Origin of the sequence: Candidatus Methylobacter favarea (genome assembly GCF_902806695.1) — a bacterium.
Classification (GTDB): Bacteria; Pseudomonadota; Gammaproteobacteria; order Methylococcales; family Methylomonadaceae; genus Methylobacter_B; species Methylobacter_B favarea.
Map to the genome: position 1 here is coordinate 1 of NZ_CADCXN010000107.1, position 18,043 is coordinate 18,043.

Here is an 18,043-nt window from a genome sequence, read left to right on the forward strand (position 1 = left end):
AAATTCCATTGATAACACCCAGGGTAACTCCGGCAAAAAAACCGGATGATTGCACAATACCGGGGTGGCAACTTTTCAATGTTGATTCCCCCGGTTCCCTGGTAAGTTTTGCATGGTGATTAACAATCTAGCCCCGGCTGGCTGGACGGGCATGAGCGCAGGCAGCAAGCCCACCGGGCAGGTGCATCCGCGTTCGCTGGCGCTGCTGGCTCGCGAAGGCATCGCCACTGAAGGCTATTACAGCAAGTCGTGGGACAACCTGCCGCAGACGCCGGATATCGTCATTACCGTATGCGCCAGCGCGGCGGGTGAAACCTGCCCGGCTTACCTGGGCCCGGCGCTGCGCAGCCATTGGGGCGTGGAAGACCCCGCCCATGCGACTGGTACGGACGCGGAAATAGACGCGGCTTTTATGAGGGCCTATCGCATTTTGCGCCACCGCATCGAAACCTTTCTGGCGCTGCCGCTGGCAGCGTTGCAAAACGATCCGGCACGCCTGAAAGCGGAACTGGACCGGATCGGCGCGCTTTTGTAATAACTGTTATTTTAATATTGAGTGGAGACTACCCATGAAAACCATCCAAATATTTGATCCTGCCCGGTGCTGCAGCACCGGTGTCTGTGGCGTTGATGTCGACCAGCAGTTAGTGGACTTTTCCGCTGACGTGGAGTGGGCCAGACAGCAAGGCGCACAGGTCGAACGCTTCAACCTTGCCCAGCAGCCCATGACGTTTGCCGAGAACGCGGTCGTCAAAAATTTACTTGAGCGCTCCGGCGCCGAAGCTTTACCGTTGATTCTGGTCGACGGTGAAGTGGCTTTGGCCGGCCGTTACCCCACTCGTACTGAGCTGGCACGCTGGGCCGGAATCAGCAAACCCGTGATTGAAATTAAACCGGCTGGCGGCTGCTGCGGCGGCAGTAGTTGCTGCTGTTAACACGCCATTTGGAGCGATCGCCATGACTGACAGGCAACTGAAATTTCTCAACAAACCGCCGCGCTTCCTGTTCTTTACCGGCAAGGGCGGGGTCGGCAAAACTTCGATTGCCTGCGCCACGGCGATAAAACTGGCGGAAGCCGGTCAGCGCGTGCTGCTGGTCAGTACCGATCCGGCCTCCAATGTCGGTCAGGTGTTTGGCATCAGCATCGGCAACAAGATCACCCCAATTACCAGTGTGCCTGGGCTTGCCGCTCTCGAAATCGACCCGCAAGCGGCGGCGCAGGCCTACCGCGACCGCATCGTTGGCCCGGTGCGCGGCGTTTTGCCGGATGCGACCGTAAAAGGCATTGAAGAACAACTGTCCGGCGCCTGTACGACCGAAATTGCCGCCTTCGATGAATTTACCGCGCTGCTGACCAAATCGGCGCTGACGGCCGACTATGATCATATCATTTTCGATACCGCGCCTACCGGTCATACCATTCGCTTGCTGCAATTGCCCGGTGCCTGGAGCGGCTTTCTGGAGGCCGGCAAGAGCGATGCGTCCTGCCTGGGCCCCTTGGCTGGCCTCGAAAAGCAGCGGACGCAATACAGGGCGGCCGTGGAGGCGCTGGCCGATGAAGCCCGCACCCGGCTGATTCTGGTGGCCCGTGCCCAGCAGGCTACCCTGCGCGAAGTGGCTCGCACGCATGAAGAACTGGCCGCCATCGGTTTGTTACAGCAATACCTGGTGATCAACGGCATCCTGCCGCCTGCCGAAGCCGATAAAGATCCCTTAGCGGCCGCCATTCATGAAAGAGAGTGCGTTGCGCTGGCTGCGATGCCGGACGCCTTGAGAGCCCTGCCGCGCGATGAAGTCATGCTCAAACCCTTCAATCTGGTCGGCATAGACCCCTTGCGCCAGCTGCTGGTGGACACATCCTCACTAGAAGAAGTCCAGGTGGATATTCCTGCCGCACTGGAAAAGCCCAGTCTTGCCCAAGTGGTCGAGGCCATTGCCCAAGACGGCCATGGCCTCGTGATGTTGATGGGTAAAGGCGGCGTGGGAAAAACCTCACTGGCCGCCGCGGTCGCTGTGGAGTTGGCGCATCGGGGCCTGCCGGTGCATCTGACGACCTCTGACCCGGCCGCTCACCTGGCCGAAACACTGAAGGGTGCGCTTGACAATCTGACCGTCAGCCGTATCGATCCCGAACAGGAAACCGAGCGCTACCGCCAGCATGTGTTGAAGACCAAAGGTGCCAAGCTTGATGCACAGGGCCTAGCCATGCTTGAAGAGGATCTGCGCTCGCCCTGTACCGAGGAGATTGCGGTATTCCAGGCCTTTTCCCACATCATCCGCGAGGCGGGCAAGCAATTCGTGGTCATGGATACGGCGCCGACCGGCCATACCTTGCTGCTGCTCGATGCAACCGGCGCCTATTACCGAGAGGTGACACGTCAGATGGGCAAGTCCGGTCTGCATTACAGCACCCCGATGATGCAGTTGCAGGATACCCTGCGCACGAAAGTGCTGATCGCCACGCTGGCCGAAACCACGCCGGGGCTGGAAGCCGCCAACCTGCAGGAGGACTTGCGCCGGGCCGGCATCGAGCCATGGGCCTGGATCATCAATATGAGTGTTGCTGCGGCTGCCGCCCAATCGCCCTTGCTGCGCCAGCGGGCCATCAATGAACTACGCGAGATCGAGGCCGTGGCCAGCCGTCATGCCCGGCGTTATGCCGTGGTTCCGCTGCTGAAAGAAGAGCCGGTAGGTGTCAACCGCCTGCTGGAATTGACCGGCAAAAACTAATCTCCGCCCATCTGTCAAACAACTATCATTCTATTTATAGAACTTAAGGAGCACCTTTATGAATACGCAAGATCTTCATACCTCAGGGCGGTCTCACACTCGCCCCGGCAGTAGCTCGCCGCCTGCGGCTCCGAAGCGATTGGGATTCATGGCCCGGTTTCTGACGTTGTGGATTTTCATGGCGATGGCGGGTGGCGTGGCCGTGGGCAATTTCGTTCCTGAAGTCACAACGTGGCTGACCCGTTTTCAGGTGGGGACGACCTCCATCCCGATCGCTATCGGCCTCATCCTGATGATGTATCCGCCGCTGGCCAAGGTCCGCTACGAGGAACTGCCCATGGTCTTCAAAGACCTGAAGGTGCTATCGCTTTCCCTGATCCAGAACTGGGTGATTGGCCCCATCCTGATGTTCGCGCTGGCGATTATATTCCTCCGGGACTACCCCAGCTATATGGTGGGACTTATCATTATTGGTCTGGCCCGCTGTATTGCCATGGTGCTGGTCTGGAACGAATTGGCTGATGGCGATACAGAATACTGCGCCGGCCTGGTGGCCTTCAATTCCATTTTCCAGATGCTGTTCTTTTCCGTTTATGCCTATCTTTTCGTCACCCTTCTGCCGGATTGGCTGGGCATTGCCTCCGGGTTGGAAGTGAAGATTACCATGCTGGAGGTGGCCGAAAGCGTGCTCATCTATTTAGGCATCCCTTTCTTCGCCGGCATGCTGACCCGGTTTATCCTGGTCTGGCAAAAAGGCCGGGCATGGTATGAGGAAAAATTCATTCCCAAAACCAGCCCGATGACCCTGATCGCCCTGCTGTTCACGATTCTGGTCATGTTCTCCCTGAAGGGCGAATACATCGTGCAGCTGCCGCTGGACGTGCTGCGCATCGCCGTTCCGCTGGTGATCTATTTCATCATTATGTTCCTGGTCACGTTTTACATGTCGGCCAAGGCCGGTGCTGGCTATCGCATCAGCGCTACGCTGTCGTTCACGGCCGCCAGCAATAACTTCGAGCTGGTGATCGCCGTGGCTGTGGCGGTGTTCGGGCTGCAATCGGGCGAAGCCTTCGCGGCGGTGATCGGTCCGTTGGTGGAGGTGCCGGTGCTGATCGGCCTGGTCAACGTGGCGCTTTACTTCAGGAAAAAGTACTTCCTGCCGGCCGGTTAGTGGCGTACGGGCAGACGACGTGGAAACTCTAGGCCCGAGATAGGTTAAACTAATCCCTGCTACTTCAATAGTGACACCATCGACTATTTAAAAGCGAGACATCCATGAATGAACTTGAAGCCGCCAAAGCCAAAGCGGCGATGACCTACAATGCGGCGGCCGACTATTTTGACCATCCCGTCAGTTCCTTCTGGCACGGCTTTGGCCGGCAAACGATTGAACGCATTGGTTTGCGTCCGGGAGAGCAGGTGCTGGATGTCTGCTCTGGCAGCGGCCGAGCTAGTTGGACCCGATGGCCAGGTGGTGGCGGCCGATCTGGCTGAACGCCCGATTGCCTTGGCTGAAGCAAAGGCACAGACCAGAGGTCTTGACAACATCGAGTTCCGGGTCGCCGATATGCTGGATCTGGGCTATCCCGACGCCGGCTTCGATGCCGTGGTCTGCGTATTCGGCATCTTCTTCGTGCCGGATATGGTGGCGGCGGTTAAAGAGTTATGGCGCATGGGGAAACCCGGCGGTCGTCTGGCTATCACAACCTGGGGCCCTGACCTTTTTGAGCCGGCCAATGGCGCCTTCTGGGATGCCGTTTCCGATGTACGCCCCGATCTGCAGCGGAGTTTCAATCCTTGGGAGCGCATTTCGGAGCCGTCCGGATTACGGGAAATGCTCGCCGAGGCAGACATATATAATGCCGCTATCATAGCCGAATCCGGCACACAGCCATTGACTTCGCCGGAGGACTGGTGGGCCATTGCCATAGGCAGCGGCTATCGTGGCACGCTGGCGCAACTTGATGCAGAAGCTTTAACTTATGTGCATGAAAAAAATATGGCGCATCTGGATGAACATCAGGTGAGAGCTATAGCCACGAATGTCATTTACGCTGTGTGCGCCAAGTAAGCGGTCTTCGAGATTTGACTTTGTCGAATACCAAGGCTCTGAAGCCAGGAATTTTGATTGCATTTAATTTGAGCCCATATTCATGAAATGCAAGCTCAGTGGCATTTATTTTGAGCCGAGCCGGGTTTTCAGGGGCAATTAATTTGAGCCTAAAATCGCGATAATTTCGAGCCCGGCCGTATTCAAATGTGAGCCGCTACACCTACCTGTAACGCATCAAACCAGTCCAGAAACCGTTGCACGTCATCGCATCTGAACATGCGTCCGTGCTGCGGAGCCAAAATATCAATATCCAGTTTTCTTACCCGCTCGATCCAGGCTCTTTTTGCCTGATTTGAAGGCATCAAGCGCTGGTGGAAAAAGCGCATTTTTTCGATATGCGCAGCGAAATTTTCAACAAAAACAGGCGCCCCAGGCGATTCCAAAGCCGCGCCGACATCCCCTGACATCAGAATTTTGGCTTGCGGATCGTACACATGAAAGTTGCCCGGAGAATACAGATAATGAGCGGGTATAAGCTGCAGTTCCACGGAATCCAGTTTGATTGTTCCGCCGTTATCGGCAATCGGCGCGTAACTTATCGAATCACAGCCATAATGGTTTAGAAATTTCTCCCAGATGGCAGGCGCATGTAAGGTGGCGTTCGTCAAGGCCTGATCCCATAAGCCCAGCGATGAAATAACATCAGGATCCGGATTTGAAGCAAACAAGTCGGTTATTTGTTCCACGCGCGTAAAATGCAATAACGCCGCCATCATCGGAGCAAACGTCTCTACGCCTCCGGGTTCCAAAAGCAGGCAGCGGTTGGCTGTGCATACGGCATATTGATTGGTATCAATCAATTTGTCAGGCTTGCCTTCATCGCGGCCAAACATTATCCATTGATGCGATCCTTCGTATATTTTGATCATTTTCATGAAAAAACAAAGTCTCCACAGTTATTTATTTTAACTTCAGTTATTACGATAGACAGATAATGCCCTTCTGCAGCGCTGCACATTATCATGAATGGTATGCGCGGCTTTATCCACGCTTTCGGCAACTGCCTGCAGGCTTTGCAAATATTCGCCGGCTTGCGAGGCTTCAATCCTTGAATTGGCAGCAATTACCCGCGCCGCCCGCGCATGATGCATGACGGTTTCAAGCTGGCCCAGAAGCAGGGCTACATCGCGTTTAAATTGTCTCTGACATTCCTCCATCCTGAGTTTTGCATTATTCACGGGCGCCTGCATGGATTTGGCATAGACTGCATTATCCGCAAGTTTTGCCGCCTGTTGGAATTTATTATAGGCAGAGGTTCGCCGATATTCATTGACCGTTACCCGGTATAACAATAAGGCCGATACGTTAATATTGGTGACCAGTTCTATGGTCTCTTTAGCCAGTTCATTAATAAAATCAGTGATCGGCTGAAATCCTTTAGCTTTATCACCCGCCCGAAATGCAATGGCCTTGGCATTGGCAGCAGCCAGGGAAATTTCCCTGGCTACCACCATGACCGCGGTTAACTCTGAAGTAATCGAGGCTACTGCAACAAACTGTGATTTGGTTTGATTAGACATAGTTAATTATACAAGTCGAGAAAACGCGGGAGCGTCAATAATCGCATATAGTTGAAATAACCCGGGTAGAAACGGTTTATTTCAACCTCTGACTTTTCTTCTTTTATTTCAAATTATCCTTGCTCTGACTATAGGCTTGATTTCACTCATCTTATTAATTTAATAACTTTGGCATGGAAATGGCTTAATAATTTGTAAGTTCTTTCCAGGAACTGACACGATTCATTATTGAGCAGTCTTGATGAATCGATGAAATAAAGTAAATTAACTAATAGGAACGTCTTATGATTATAGATATTATTCTTACTGGTGTTTTTGGTATAGCAGTCGCCTGGGCTTATGTATTTATAAAGAATATAACATCTCATGAGTAAGGCAATAATACTAAAAACCGAAATATTTTAAATAAGCAATTAGTTGCATATTTTCGCAACAGCAAATAGCTCGTGTGGTGAGCAATATGGTTTTGCTCATCCCTAATGAAGTGATTTACGGGTGACTGCATAATAGCTATTTGAAAAGCATGCATGCGGTTCAACAGAACTAAAGACCGTATCGAAAAACACTGTTCAGTCAGAGAATGGGTAACAAGATAAGGCCCGGCACAGCTAAACCGGTTTGCATATACTGCCTTGCCCGAGCAGAGTTAAAATTTTATTGGCAACCTCTGCTAATGGCACAATATAATCGGCGCAGCCCAGTTTAAAGGCAGCGCCGGGCATACCCCAAACCACGCTGGACGGCTCATCCTGTATCACCGTTTTTGCGCCGGCAGCATGCATTTCTTGCAGGCCACTTGCCCCATCTGTACCCATTCCGGTTAACAGGACGCCGATGGCATCAGCGCCTGCACTGTGAGCTATTGAGCGAAACAACACATCCACTGCCGGTTTATGCCGGTTTACAGGCAGGTCGTCACTTAACTGAATAACATATTTTCCACCGTCTTTGACTACCATCATGTGCCGGTCACCGGGAGCAAGATAAATATGGCCTGCTTCAACCGGCTGGTTATGCTGAGGAATGCCGGCCGACATTTGCGTTGTCAGGTCAATATGCCGGACGAATGATTCGCTGAATGCAGCCGGTAGATGCTGGGTTATAAAAACAGCCGGGGTATCGGCGGGCAAGCCTCTAGCCACCGTTTTGACGGCTTCCGTACCGCCCGTTGAAGCGCCTATTGCAATAATCCTGTGATGGGAATTAGCCTGTTTTTTTAAGAAGGCCCTTTTTAAAATACCATCAACCGCGGGGCGGGCGAAAACAGCAGATTTTGTCGCCCCAAAATCCAGGCTTTTGACTAGACTATTTTCAGCGTTTTTTACATTAGCCCGCGCTGCTATTTTTACCTTGGCGATTATTTCTTCAGCATACTCATCAAGCCTATGATTACTGTCAACTTTTGGCTTTGGTATAAAGTCGACAGCGCCCAGGGCCAGCGCCTTTAAAGTAGCTTCCGCGCCTTGTTCGGTGAGAGTCGAAATCATCACAACCGGCGTTGGCCGCAAACGCATCAGGTTTCGTAAAAAGGTTAGGCCATCCATATGCGGCATTTCAATATCCAGGGTCAACACGTCGGGGTTTAATTGCTTGATCATAGCTCTGGCAATAAGAGGGTCGGCCGCAGAACCCAGTACTTCAATAGTTGATGATGAATTCAGGATATCCGTCAGCATTTTTCTGATTAACAGCGAATCATCAATAATCAATACCCGTATTTTATTCATGCCATGCACTTAAAAAAGCTCAACATCACCTTCAACAGGTGCATTTTTAATGGTGTCAAAATACCGTCTCTCCCTTTGAATAATCGTCTCATTATGCAACGCCCGGATTTTTTTCATCCGGACTTTCCCGCTTGCAGGAAAAAAAGCTATTTTCCTGGGATAAACATCGCCTAAGTCTTGGGATATTAATTTCAATCCTTCTGCATCAATATAGTTCAGGACAAACTCAATATTTTTGATGCCTACATCAGTTAATGTGGGAATAATTTTTCCGCCCCCGAACACCTTTATCTCCAGATTTTTTCTTTTGCCGCCGTTGCTCAGTATAGTATTAATTAAATGCTCCATGGCGTAATTTCCATAGCGGTTCGCATTGCCGACAATAGCTTCATTGCCTTGTTTCAGTTTGTCGGCACTGGTCTCTGGCAACATAAAATGATTCATGCCGCCAATCCGCAAATCCCTATCGCGAATGCAGGCCGATACGCACGATCCTAACACTGTCGAAATCAATTCATTTTCCCTGGTTACATAATATTCACCGGGTAAAATCTTCGCGGCAATAATTTCATTCTGCTTGTCCCAGTAGCGATTGATATGAGCAAAACCCTCGACTGAGGGGCGGCTAATATCATTATCAGAGCTCATTGGAGATTACTTTTTCCGGTAACTGGTGCTTGCAACCAATTCAAACTCAGTTGAAAGCTGGGTTAATGACTCTGAATGACCAATAAATAACCATCCGCCATCATTCAGCATCTGCGCATAGCGTTTTGCCAGCATGGCTTTGGTATCGCGATCAAAGTAAATCAACACGTTGCGGCAAAAGATAAAGTCAAAACGGCATTTCATAGGCCATGCTTTCATCAGGTTCAGTCTTTTAAACTCAATGACTTGCTGCAATTGAGGCCTTATTTTCACGTGGCCTGATTGCGCAGATTTACCGCGCATAAACCACTTCTTAAGCCTGTCCTCAGAAATGCCGGTAACGCGTTCTGCGGCATAAATGCCATTTACTCCGGTCTGTAAAACATTCGTATCAAGATCGGTTGCTAAAATTTTAATATCCCAGTCAGCCGGTACATTTTCCATCAAAGTTATCGCTGTCGAATAGGGCTCTTCGCCGGTGGAGCAGCCGGCCGACCAGGCTCTGATTTTGCGCGAGCTCTTATTTCTGACTAACAGTTCGGGAATGACCACAGCCTGAAGGTAATCAAAGTGATGATTTTCTCTAAAAAAAGACGTTAAATTGGTAGTTATGGCATTGATGAACTCAGTAAATTCTTCATCAGGGTGAGTTTCAAGATAGTGGCAATATTCCTTAAAATGTGCGAGTCCAAGCTTTCTTAGCCGTTTGGACAGCCTTGAGTAAAACATGTCGAAGCGCTCATCAGGCACCTGAATGCCTGAATAATCATTAGACAGCTTTCTTAAAAAATTGAAATCCTCCACGGTAAATTTAAATTCACGCTCTTTCTCCTGCACTGCCATACGCTACACTGTGTTCATTTCAGTCAGTAAACCATTACCCATTAACATCGAGCACTTCCAGTAAACCCAGCAAGGCGGCCGAGTCTATAAATCGGCGTGATGGCGCTGCAAAAACAATTTCTTTTTGCAGCTTGACTGCGGTCTTCTTCAGGGCGACGAATAATTGCAAGGAGGCCGTATCTATGGATGCCACCTCAGCTGCATTGATTATCACGGTATCGTTGGCGGTCAGGGAATTTTTCAATTTTTCATGCAGCTTGAGCACCTTCTGAATGGTTAAGTTGGCTTCTAGATTAATTATTGAATCAATTGCAGTATTTCCTGTATCTTCTTTCAAATTTCGAGTACCTGAAATTGCCTCATCGTCAGAAAGGCCCGGTTGTTCTTCAGCTCCATCATCGGGCATAATTTGAATTTCCGCTTGATCCTTTATCTCGCTGCCGGCTTCATCCAGCCAGGCAAGCGGATCGTAACCGATTAAATTATTTTTATCATTTGCTCTCATGCATCACCCTGCCTTCAAGAAAGTCGTTGGCAAGGCTGCGAAAATCACTTGCGGAACGGCTTTTCGGACTGTATTCCAAAATGGTCTTGCCAAAACTTGGACACTCGGCCAATACGGCCGCCTCTCTGATAATTGTCGCTAATACCTGGCCCGGAAAATATGCTAGGAGGCTGCTTAATACCTGACTTGATATTCTTCTGGTTGGGGCATAGCGGGACATCACTAATAATGCCTTGTATTTTTTCTGCAAGGACTTTTCAAATCTTTTAACCGTCCCCATTAGATGAGACAGTCCCTGCAAGGCCAGAAAATCGCTGGTCATGGGTATTAAAATTTCATCGGTTGCTATTAATGCGTTCGCAATCAGCAATCCTGCTGAGGGGGGGCAATCAATAAAAACGAAGTCCTGATCATTGAGGTTTCCCTGCAAGGCATTCTTTAGCAAAAGACCCCGCGGGCTGCGGCTTTCAGTCAGTTGTTCGATTTCCTTGAGTTTCGGCCCTGAGGGAATCAATTGCAGATTATTTCTAACGGCTATAATTTGCTGTCTAATGTTTTTTTCTTTCAACATCGCCTCATCAATTCCGCCCTGCTGTTGCAAGCGAACTCCCAAGGAAACGGCTAAATGTCCCTGAGGATCAAGATCGATGGCTGTAACTTTTTTCCCGGCTTCTGCCAGGGCATGGCATAAATTAACTGAGGTAGTGGTTTTGCCAACGCCGCCTTTCTGGTTAATTATTGCGATGACTTTCACTTTTTCACCCCAGATTATCGATATTCCCAACCTCATCCGGGTTGAGCAATTTGTCCACATCCAGCAGCATAATCATCTTTCCCTTGTAAACATGCAGGCCGCGTATGTAATCGGTATTAATTTTTGCACCGAAATGCGGAGTCTTTTTTATGTCTTCCCCATTGATGTCCAGCACATCAGATACGGCATCGGCGACTATGCCCATTACAAAAGAGCTTGAGTCATGTTCAACACAGAGCACAATAACAACCGTCTTTGCAGAATATTCGCTATGTGCCAGGGAAAATCGTTCGCGTAAGTCCACTATCGGTACAACAGCGCCGCGCAGATTTAAAATTCCTTTAATAAAATCCGGTGCGCCAGGTATTACGCGCGCAGCTTCCCAGCCCCGAATTTCCTGGACTTTTAAAATCTCGACACCATAGGCTTCCCCGGCCAGTTGAAAGGTAAGAAATTGTTCTATCTGATTCTTCCCCGGCTTATTGCCTGTCATTTTTTAAATCTTCCGGGTTTGCAGCATTGCTTTACCATCGCCATTAAAACTCTTCCCATTCATTATCTGCGCTTGCCAAATCCTGAGTGAAAGCTCTTGTTTCGGGTCGCTTTACGGTTTTTAGTGGCGCATTCTGAAGCTTATTAGGCTCAGGCTTTTGGGCTTTTGCAGGATTGGGGCGGGGACTTACCTTAGCATTGACTTTAAAAAAATTGAGCAAATTGGCCATATTGGTGGATTGCTCGCTCATGGAAATGCTGCCGGCTGCGGCCTGTTCTGCCAAAGCAGCATTTTGTTGAGTAATATCATCCAGTTGAGCAACAGCCTGATTGACCTGCTCAATACCGGCCGATTGTTCGGCGCTTGCTGCTGCAATCTGGGCTACGAACTCACTTACTTTGATCACGCTGCCGACAATGTCGTTAAGTGCTGCGCCTGTTTCATTGACAAACTCTGTTCCTGCCCGGACCTTTTGCACACTATTCTGGATCAATTCACTGCTTTGCTTGGCGGCGTTTGCACTGCGCTGCGCCAGATTGCGCACTTCCGTCGCTACTACCGAAAATCCGCGACCTTGTTCTCCGGCTCTGGCGGCTTCAACGGAGGCATTCAATGCCAGAAGATTGGTCTGGAAGGCGATTTCATCAATAACACTGATAATTTCAGCAATTTTATTGCTGCTATCATTGATTTCCTGCATGGCTGCAGTGGCTGAATTAACCACATCGCCGCCCTTTTCAGCTTTGAGTTTTGCTGAATTCGCCACTTCATTAGCCTGATGGGCATTGTCGGCATTATTTTTAACGATGCTGGTCAGCTCTTCCATGCTGGCCGCGGTCTCTTCCAGGTTTGAAGCCTGCTGTTCAGCCCGATGTGAAAGATTATTGTTGCCGCTGGCGATTTCTTGGGATGACTCATCTATAAAATTAGCCGCATCCCTGATTTGAGTAATAAATTCACTAAACTTTGCCATGGTGTCATTAATGTTATGCTTGCATTGCGCATATACACCCTCGTATTCATTATTGATTGCGCTGGTCAAATCGCCGCCCGCCATAGCTTCCATCACCCGGTTAATGTCGTTAAACACTCGTTCAATCACATCCGTCAGTTCATTAATTCCCATGCCAAGCGCTTTAAGAAAGCCCTGCTGAGCGCTTGTATTGATGCGTTTACCGAGCTCCCCGCCTTTAATGCGCGCTACCAGAGCTTCGATCTCCTGCTCTATTTGAACCTCTTCGGTTCTGTCCCGCCATTCGGCAACAAAACCGAGGCGTTCGCCGCTGTTATCAATCACGGGATTAAGATCAATGCTCATATGCCGATTGCCAATAAGCTGATCGGTATGAAGCAAACTGTTTAATTTTTCCAGCCTGCCGCGTTGCAGTTCAGGCTGCTGGAAAACATCTATAGTAGCGCCTATCAGCTTATCGGCATTGAAATCCGGCAATTGCTTACGAAAATTATTTTCCACATTTTTGAACATTTGCTGGATAGACCGGTTCATGTAGATAATTTCAAAACCGGAATTGAGTACAAACACAGACGATTGAACATTATCCAGCGCCTGGTTAATCCTTAAAGCTTGGGAAGCGACTTGCCTGGATTCGGCCAAATCCAGACTCAAATTGACCTCCATGGAATACAAACCTCTATAAAAATCCCCAACCAGATCATTCCGGCTTAAATCAATGGAATTGCCAAACTTTTTCTCGGCTAGCCGATAAAAAATGCCAATAGTGTTGTCCAATGTATGATTAAGAATTCGGGTTAAACTTATGCTAATAGCCGATGCCGCTATGGCCGATAGCGCCACTACCGTTAAGGCCATGTACTCCTGAGCCTGAAATAAGAGGTACATGAGGAAGAAAATTGGCGCCAGAAAAGCTGTTAATGCCAAGGCCTGTTTTTTCCAGAGGGCAATTCCCCTGATTGATTTAATCACTGCGGCTAAACCCGCAGGTTTCATTTTCGCCTTATTGGCGTTAAGCTTTTTGTATAATGCTTCAGCTTTCTCAATCTGCTCGCGCTTGGGCACGCCTCGAACAGAAAGATATTCATGGACTTTGCCATTCTTGAATACCGGCATTACATTGACGTCTACCCAGTAATAATCGCCGGATTTAGTCCGGTTTTTTATCGCGGCAGTCCAGGGTCTAAGTTCTTTTAAGGTTGCCCATAAATCCTCGAATGCAGCCGGCGGCATATCAGGATGTCGAACAATATTATGGCTTGCGCCAATCAGTTCGTCACGGCTGAAGCCGCTGATTTCAACAAATGCATCATTTGCATAAGTGATATGTCCTTTCAAATCCGTTCGGGAAACCAGTAATGAACCCTTTTTCATCAGGACTTCCTTATCAGTTACAGGCATATTGATTTTCATACTATCTCACCCCAAACTTAAGCTATCAGCCAATAATTCTTAACTGTCATTTTGATCCAGAACCTCTAACTTGAGCAGCTTGTCCACATCCAGCAGCATGACCATCCGTTCATTAACCGATATCAGTCCGTTAATTAATTCATTGCTGACTTTGGCGCCGAAGTCCGGGGCATTTTGAATCAGGGTTTTATCCACGCTGATGACATCTGAAACCGTGTCAACCACCACCCCCATTGTCCGCATTTTGTTACTATCCCCGGTTTGCAATACGACAACTACAGTCAACGGCGTATATTCAGCAATTTTGAGCTTGAACTTTTCCCTCAAATCGATAATAGGCACAATGGAGCCGCGCAAGTTGACTACGCCTTTTTCATAAGACGGCACATTCGGTATCCTTGAAACGGGCTCCCAACTGCGTATTTCCTGTACGCGCAGAATATCGACGCCATATTCTTCCTTGCCTAAGGTAAAACTCAGATACTGCACAGCATTATCCATCTGCTGGTTGTGATGATAGTTATCACCAGCTGTAGGTTTGGCTTCTTTTATCATGGATGTTACCGGTTTGAAAAACGCATCAAACCCGGCACATCAAGAATGAGCGCCACTGAACCATCGCCCAGAATGGTGGCTCCGGACACTCCTTCTATGCGCCGGTAATTGGCTTCCAGGGATTTAATGACTACCTGCTGCTGGCCCAGTAAATCATCAACCAATAAACCGCACAAAATTCCCTGTCCCTCAACGATGACAAGGATGCCTTCGGTGGTTTTTTCTCTATTTACAGACCGCACATTAAAAATCTCATGCATCCTGATGATGGGAATGTATTGATTGCGTAAACGAAAGGTTTCACCTTTCCCGGCAACCTTGTTTAGCATTTTTTCAGTAATATTGATGGACTCGATAATCGAGACCAGGGGCACAATATAGGTTTCATCCCCTACTGCAACTGATTGGCCATCCAGAATTGCCAAGGTTAACGGCAGATGGATGGCGATGGTGGTGCCTTTACCGAGCTCCGAAATTATTTCTATGTTGCCGCCCAAAGATTGAATGTTTTTCCTGACGACATCCATTCCTACGCCGCGTCCGGAAATATCAGTAAGCTGCTCAGCGGTTGAAAAACCCGGCATAAAGATCAATTCAAAAGCCTGTTTATCGGTAAAAATGCTGTTTTCCTCGATCAAGCCTTTTTCTACGGCTTTTGCAATCAGCTTCTTTTTATCCAGGCCATGGCCGTCATCAGTAATTTCTATAACAATATGACCGCCGCGGTGATAAGCCTTGAGCTCTATGGTGCCGGTTTCCGGTTTGCCGGCGGCTATCCGCTCTGCCGGCATTTCTATGCCGTGATCGAGACTGTTTCTTATCAAATGAACCAAGGGATCATTGATCAGTTCAACAACAGCCTTATCGACTTCAGTCTGTTCGCCGACCAGTTTCAACTCGATTTTTTTGCCCAATTTAGTGCTGATGTCATGTACTAAACGCGGAAAACGGCTAAACACGAAGCTGATCGGCAGCATCCTTATATTCATGACGCCCTGCTGCAAGTCGCGCGTGTGCCGTTCCAGTTGGGCAAGTCCTTTTTTAAGCTGGCCTACCTTTTCCATGGCAAAATTCTCGCCTACCAAACCCAGCATGGACTGGGTTATGACCACTTCGCCTACCATATTGATTAGAGCATCAATTTTTGCCGTATCCACCCTGATGGAACTTGAGGCTTTGATAGCAGACTTTGTTTCCTCACGCTTGTGCTGAGGAACAGTCGCCGGGGTGTCGGGGATTATATCGGCATTAATGCCCGGCGCGGATGCCGGCTTATCGGCCAGTGTTATTACAGGCTCGGCATCGGCCGCTTTATTTACAACCAGGGCGGGTTTTGCAGATTTAACAACCAGCGGCTGAATATCCAGCTCGCAATCACCTTCAACCCAATTAAATATCTCCTTTATTTCTGCCAAGGGACTCTCTCCCAGCACTTTTAAATCCCAGGCTATATTGCATTCTTCGGGATCCAGCTCATAAAAACCAGGCACATCCTGAACATTCGCCAGCGTTATCAATTCCCCGAGCTCAGCTAGTTCCCTAAACATTCTTACCGGATCATTGCCGGTTTTAAGCAAATCCAGATAAGGGCAAAAAGCAATTTTCCAGCCTTGCTGACTTAATTCAACAGCTTTATCGTCTGATAAAATTTTTACTTCAGCTTTTTCTTTTTTTGAATTATTTTCACTCGGCAGCGTCGATGCTCTTACCCCGGCAGCGCCATAAAGCTCAATTTCCAAAGCCTGTTTGTATTTGGCTACGCTGATCTCTTCAACATTTTGCTCATGCTGTATCGAGGTCAGCATCTCCCTGAGACAATCAACTGATCCCAGCAACACATCAATGGCAGTTTGCGTCACTTTTCTGCGCCCATCCCGCATTTCATCAAGCAGGGTTTCCATTACATGCGTGAAATCAGCAACGCCGAAAAATCCAAAGGTACCGCTGCCGCCTTTAATTGAATGAGCTCCCCTGAAAATGGTATTGATTACTTCTGAATCAATATTCCCTATATCAAGATTTAGCAATCCTGATTCCATGGCTTCCAGGCCTTCGAAACATTCTTCGAAAAAAACCTGCTGGAATTGTGACATGTCAATCGACAAAGCCTTACCTGTATATTCCTGAATTTATCGAAACAAAGGCTGACACTTAGCCCAAAACCTTCTTGAGGGTTTTTAATAACTGATCAGGATCAAAAGGTTTGACAATCCACCCGGTCGCACCCGCCGCTTTACCCTGTTGCTTCTTTTCCACTCCCGATTCGGTCGTCAGCATCAGCATGGGGATATATTTATAATCAGGCAACGAACGCAAATTCCTGATCAAGGTAATGCCGTCCTTGTTTGGCATATTGACATCGGTAACAATGCAATCGAACAGTCTGGATTGTGCTTTGATTAAAGCATCAACACCATCCACGGCTTCTTCAACCTCGTACCCGGCACTTTTTAAAGTAAATGTAACCATCTTCCGCATTGAAGCTGAGTCGTCAACTGCAAGAATGCTTGCCACTGTTTTCTCCATTAAATTCAGGTTTTAAAAGCAAAATCACAGGCGTGAATGCTGCCTTCACAGTTTTTCAAGTATAGTTTAATTATTTTTTTGTGCTGTACTGGTCTATCCAATCGGGTATTCACTTCAAACGCTGAACAGATACCGCTATGAACACGACAAGCTCACTCTGAAATAAGCATCCAGCGACAGATTTTCAGGATAAATTTGGATAGCGAAAGGGTGGTGTATGAAAAAGCAATGTCCAAGGTGGATGGGCATTAAAAGATTGCAGCAGAGTTAAATTTTCTATTATTCATTCTATGCTGTTCAATCTGCTTAATTACAAGACCTCTTCTTTTGTTTTTTTCATCCTCTTGCCATATAACCAAATTCAGAGTCGGCTACGTAAGATCCGTTATATTTTAAAATATTTTGCACAATTGCCCTTATTTCCAGGCCCCATTAAAAATTAATTTAAATTAAGGAAAGAAACCAATGCGGAAAATTCTTGAGCATTACTGTTTATCGGAACATAGCAACGGCTTGTTACTTTTGAGCATGCCTACCGGCTTCGGTAAGACTTACAATGTTCTTAATTTTATATATGAGCATTACCAGGAGTTTTCTGCACAAGGCCGTAAAATTCTGTTTATCACAAATCTGAAAAAAAACCTCCCCATATCAGAACTAAGGAATCGTTTTGAGAAAGATGGAAAAATTAATGAATTTGAAAAAAATGTACTATTTATCGATTCCAATGCCGACTCGATAGTTAAAAACCTGGTATCGGTAGATAGCGAAATTCCCGACAGCTTTAAAACTTCCAAATACAGCCGTCTTAAATCTTACATTGAAACTTTAAATCAAAAAAATCAGCTTCCTGCTGTAAAAGATATTTTTGCTTCTGAAATCAAGCGGGAGCTAGAGCCCGCATTCCGAAAATTTGTTACAGAAGTGCTTTACAAGGAATTTAAAACCAAATCTGCGCGTCTTTCGGAAATCAAAAACAACAGAGATTTTCAATGGATAGGTAAGTTATACCCAGCCGTGTTCACGGATGAGCGTACAGTACTTTTTCTCAGTATGGACAAATTTTTCGTAAAAAACACTACGCTTATCGAGCAGTCATACTACTTCCATGAGCATCTTATACGAATCTTATGAAATCTCCGGAGTCTAAGTTGAATAGGGTTGAGTTTCCGGAGAAATGCTATGTCTCACGTCGCCTTAAAGGTATCGGATCGACTCACTGTGGAAGAACTGGATAGTGCCG

General features: G+C 48.0%; 19 protein-coding genes. 7 read left to right on the forward strand and 12 right to left on the reverse strand.

All coding sequences use genetic code 11. From position 1 onward, the window contains the following. Positions 1–151: 151 nt before the first annotated feature. The 6 genes from HUX64_RS16645 (at position 152) to HUX64_RS16665 (ending at position 4,801) form a co-directional block, all read left to right on the forward strand. The gene (locus HUX64_RS16645) at positions 152–535 is read left to right on the forward strand and encodes an arsenate reductase ArsC (RefSeq protein ID WP_246247091.1); all 384 of its coding nucleotides are present in this window, start codon (positions 152–154) and stop codon (positions 533–535) included. Between the two features lie 34 nt (positions 536–569). Next, positions 570–935 carry an arsenite efflux transporter metallochaperone ArsD gene (gene arsD / locus HUX64_RS16650; RefSeq protein WP_174627338.1) on the forward strand — a complete coding sequence of 122 codons (366 nt, stop codon included), beginning with the start codon at positions 570–572 and terminating at the stop codon, positions 933–935. Between the two features lie 22 nt (positions 936–957). Then, positions 958–2,730, forward strand: a complete 1,773-nt coding sequence (gene arsA, locus HUX64_RS16655; protein WP_281355348.1) for an arsenical pump-driving ATPase — start codon at positions 958–960, stop codon at positions 2,728–2,730. Between the two features lie 148 nt (positions 2,731–2,878). After that, complete coding sequence (arsB, locus tag HUX64_RS16660; protein WP_246247095.1) at positions 2,879–3,901, forward strand: ACR3 family arsenite efflux transporter; 1,023 nt, start codon at positions 2,879–2,881, stop codon at positions 3,899–3,901. A gap of 104 nt (positions 3,902–4,005) precedes the next feature. After that, positions 4,006–4,224, forward strand: coding sequence for a class I SAM-dependent methyltransferase (locus HUX64_RS19895; RefSeq protein ID WP_246247092.1), 219 nt, complete (start codon positions 4,006–4,008; stop codon positions 4,222–4,224). After that, complete coding sequence (locus HUX64_RS16665) at positions 4,157–4,801, forward strand: class I SAM-dependent methyltransferase (RefSeq protein ID WP_246247093.1); 645 nt, start codon at positions 4,157–4,159, stop codon at positions 4,799–4,801. Before HUX64_RS19895 ends, HUX64_RS16665 begins: the two co-directional genes overlap by 68 nt. A 182-nt stretch (positions 4,802–4,983) precedes the next feature. Here the strand turns inward: HUX64_RS16665 and HUX64_RS16670 are convergent, their stop codons facing one another. The 12 genes from HUX64_RS16670 to HUX64_RS16725 all read right to left on the reverse strand — a co-directional run bounded on the left by HUX64_RS16670 (position 4,984) and on the right by HUX64_RS16725 (position 16,788). After that, positions 4,984–5,718, reverse strand: a complete 735-nt coding sequence (locus HUX64_RS16670; RefSeq protein ID WP_174627340.1) for an oxygen-binding di-iron domain-containing protein — start codon at positions 5,716–5,718, stop codon at positions 4,984–4,986. Positions 5,719–5,754: 36 nt separating this feature from the next. Continuing rightward, a complete protein-coding gene (locus HUX64_RS16675) occupies positions 5,755–6,363 on the reverse strand; it encodes a chemotaxis protein (RefSeq protein WP_174627341.1) in 609 nt (202 codons plus the stop codon). Positions 6,364–6,971: 608 nt separating this feature from the next. After that, on the reverse strand, positions 6,972–8,090 hold the full coding sequence (locus tag HUX64_RS16680; RefSeq protein ID WP_174627342.1) for a protein-glutamate methylesterase/protein-glutamine glutaminase: 1,119 nt from the start codon (positions 8,088–8,090) through the stop codon (positions 6,972–6,974). Between the two features lie 9 nt (positions 8,091–8,099). Then, positions 8,100–8,738 carry a chemoreceptor glutamine deamidase CheD gene (cheD, locus tag HUX64_RS16685; RefSeq protein ID WP_174627343.1) on the reverse strand — a complete coding sequence of 213 codons (639 nt, stop codon included), beginning with the start codon at positions 8,736–8,738 and terminating at the stop codon, positions 8,100–8,102. Positions 8,739–8,744: 6 nt separating this feature from the next. Further along, positions 8,745–9,581: a CheR family methyltransferase gene (locus tag HUX64_RS16690; RefSeq protein WP_174627344.1), complete on the reverse strand. Its 837-nt coding sequence runs from the start codon at positions 9,579–9,581 to the stop codon at positions 8,745–8,747. Positions 9,582–9,615: 34 nt separating this feature from the next. Further along, complete coding sequence (locus HUX64_RS16695; RefSeq protein WP_174627345.1) at positions 9,616–10,086, reverse strand: STAS domain-containing protein; 471 nt, start codon at positions 10,084–10,086, stop codon at positions 9,616–9,618. After that, positions 10,073–10,840 carry a ParA family protein gene (locus HUX64_RS16700; RefSeq protein WP_174627346.1) on the reverse strand — a complete coding sequence of 256 codons (768 nt, stop codon included), beginning with the start codon at positions 10,838–10,840 and terminating at the stop codon, positions 10,073–10,075. Before HUX64_RS16700 ends, HUX64_RS16695 begins: the two co-directional genes overlap by 14 nt. Positions 10,841–10,844: 4 nt before the next feature. Beyond that, the gene (locus tag HUX64_RS16705; protein ID WP_174627347.1) at positions 10,845–11,333 is read right to left on the reverse strand and encodes a chemotaxis protein CheW; all 489 of its coding nucleotides are present in this window, start codon (positions 11,331–11,333) and stop codon (positions 10,845–10,847) included. A gap of 43 nt (positions 11,334–11,376) precedes the next feature. Then, positions 11,377–13,719: a methyl-accepting chemotaxis protein gene (locus tag HUX64_RS16710; RefSeq protein ID WP_174627348.1), complete on the reverse strand. Its 2,343-nt coding sequence runs from the start codon at positions 13,717–13,719 to the stop codon at positions 11,377–11,379. Positions 13,720–13,758: 39 nt separating this feature from the next. Further along, positions 13,759–14,274: a chemotaxis protein CheW gene (locus HUX64_RS16715; protein WP_174627349.1), complete on the reverse strand. Its 516-nt coding sequence runs from the start codon at positions 14,272–14,274 to the stop codon at positions 13,759–13,761. A 5-nt stretch (positions 14,275–14,279) separates the two neighbouring features. Next, entirely contained in the window at positions 14,280–16,367 is a 2,088-nt protein-coding gene (locus tag HUX64_RS16720) for a chemotaxis protein CheA (RefSeq protein WP_246247094.1), read from the reverse strand. Between the two features lie 58 nt (positions 16,368–16,425). Next, positions 16,426–16,788 carry a response regulator gene (locus HUX64_RS16725; protein WP_174627351.1) on the reverse strand — a complete coding sequence of 121 codons (363 nt, stop codon included), beginning with the start codon at positions 16,786–16,788 and terminating at the stop codon, positions 16,426–16,428. 477 nt (positions 16,789–17,265) lie between these two features. Between HUX64_RS16725 and HUX64_RS16730 the strand changes: the two genes are divergently transcribed. Beyond that, the gene (locus HUX64_RS16730) at positions 17,266–17,934 is read left to right on the forward strand and encodes a DEAD/DEAH box helicase family protein (RefSeq protein WP_281355349.1); all 669 of its coding nucleotides are present in this window, start codon (positions 17,266–17,268) and stop codon (positions 17,932–17,934) included. Positions 17,935–18,043 lie beyond the last annotated feature (109 nt).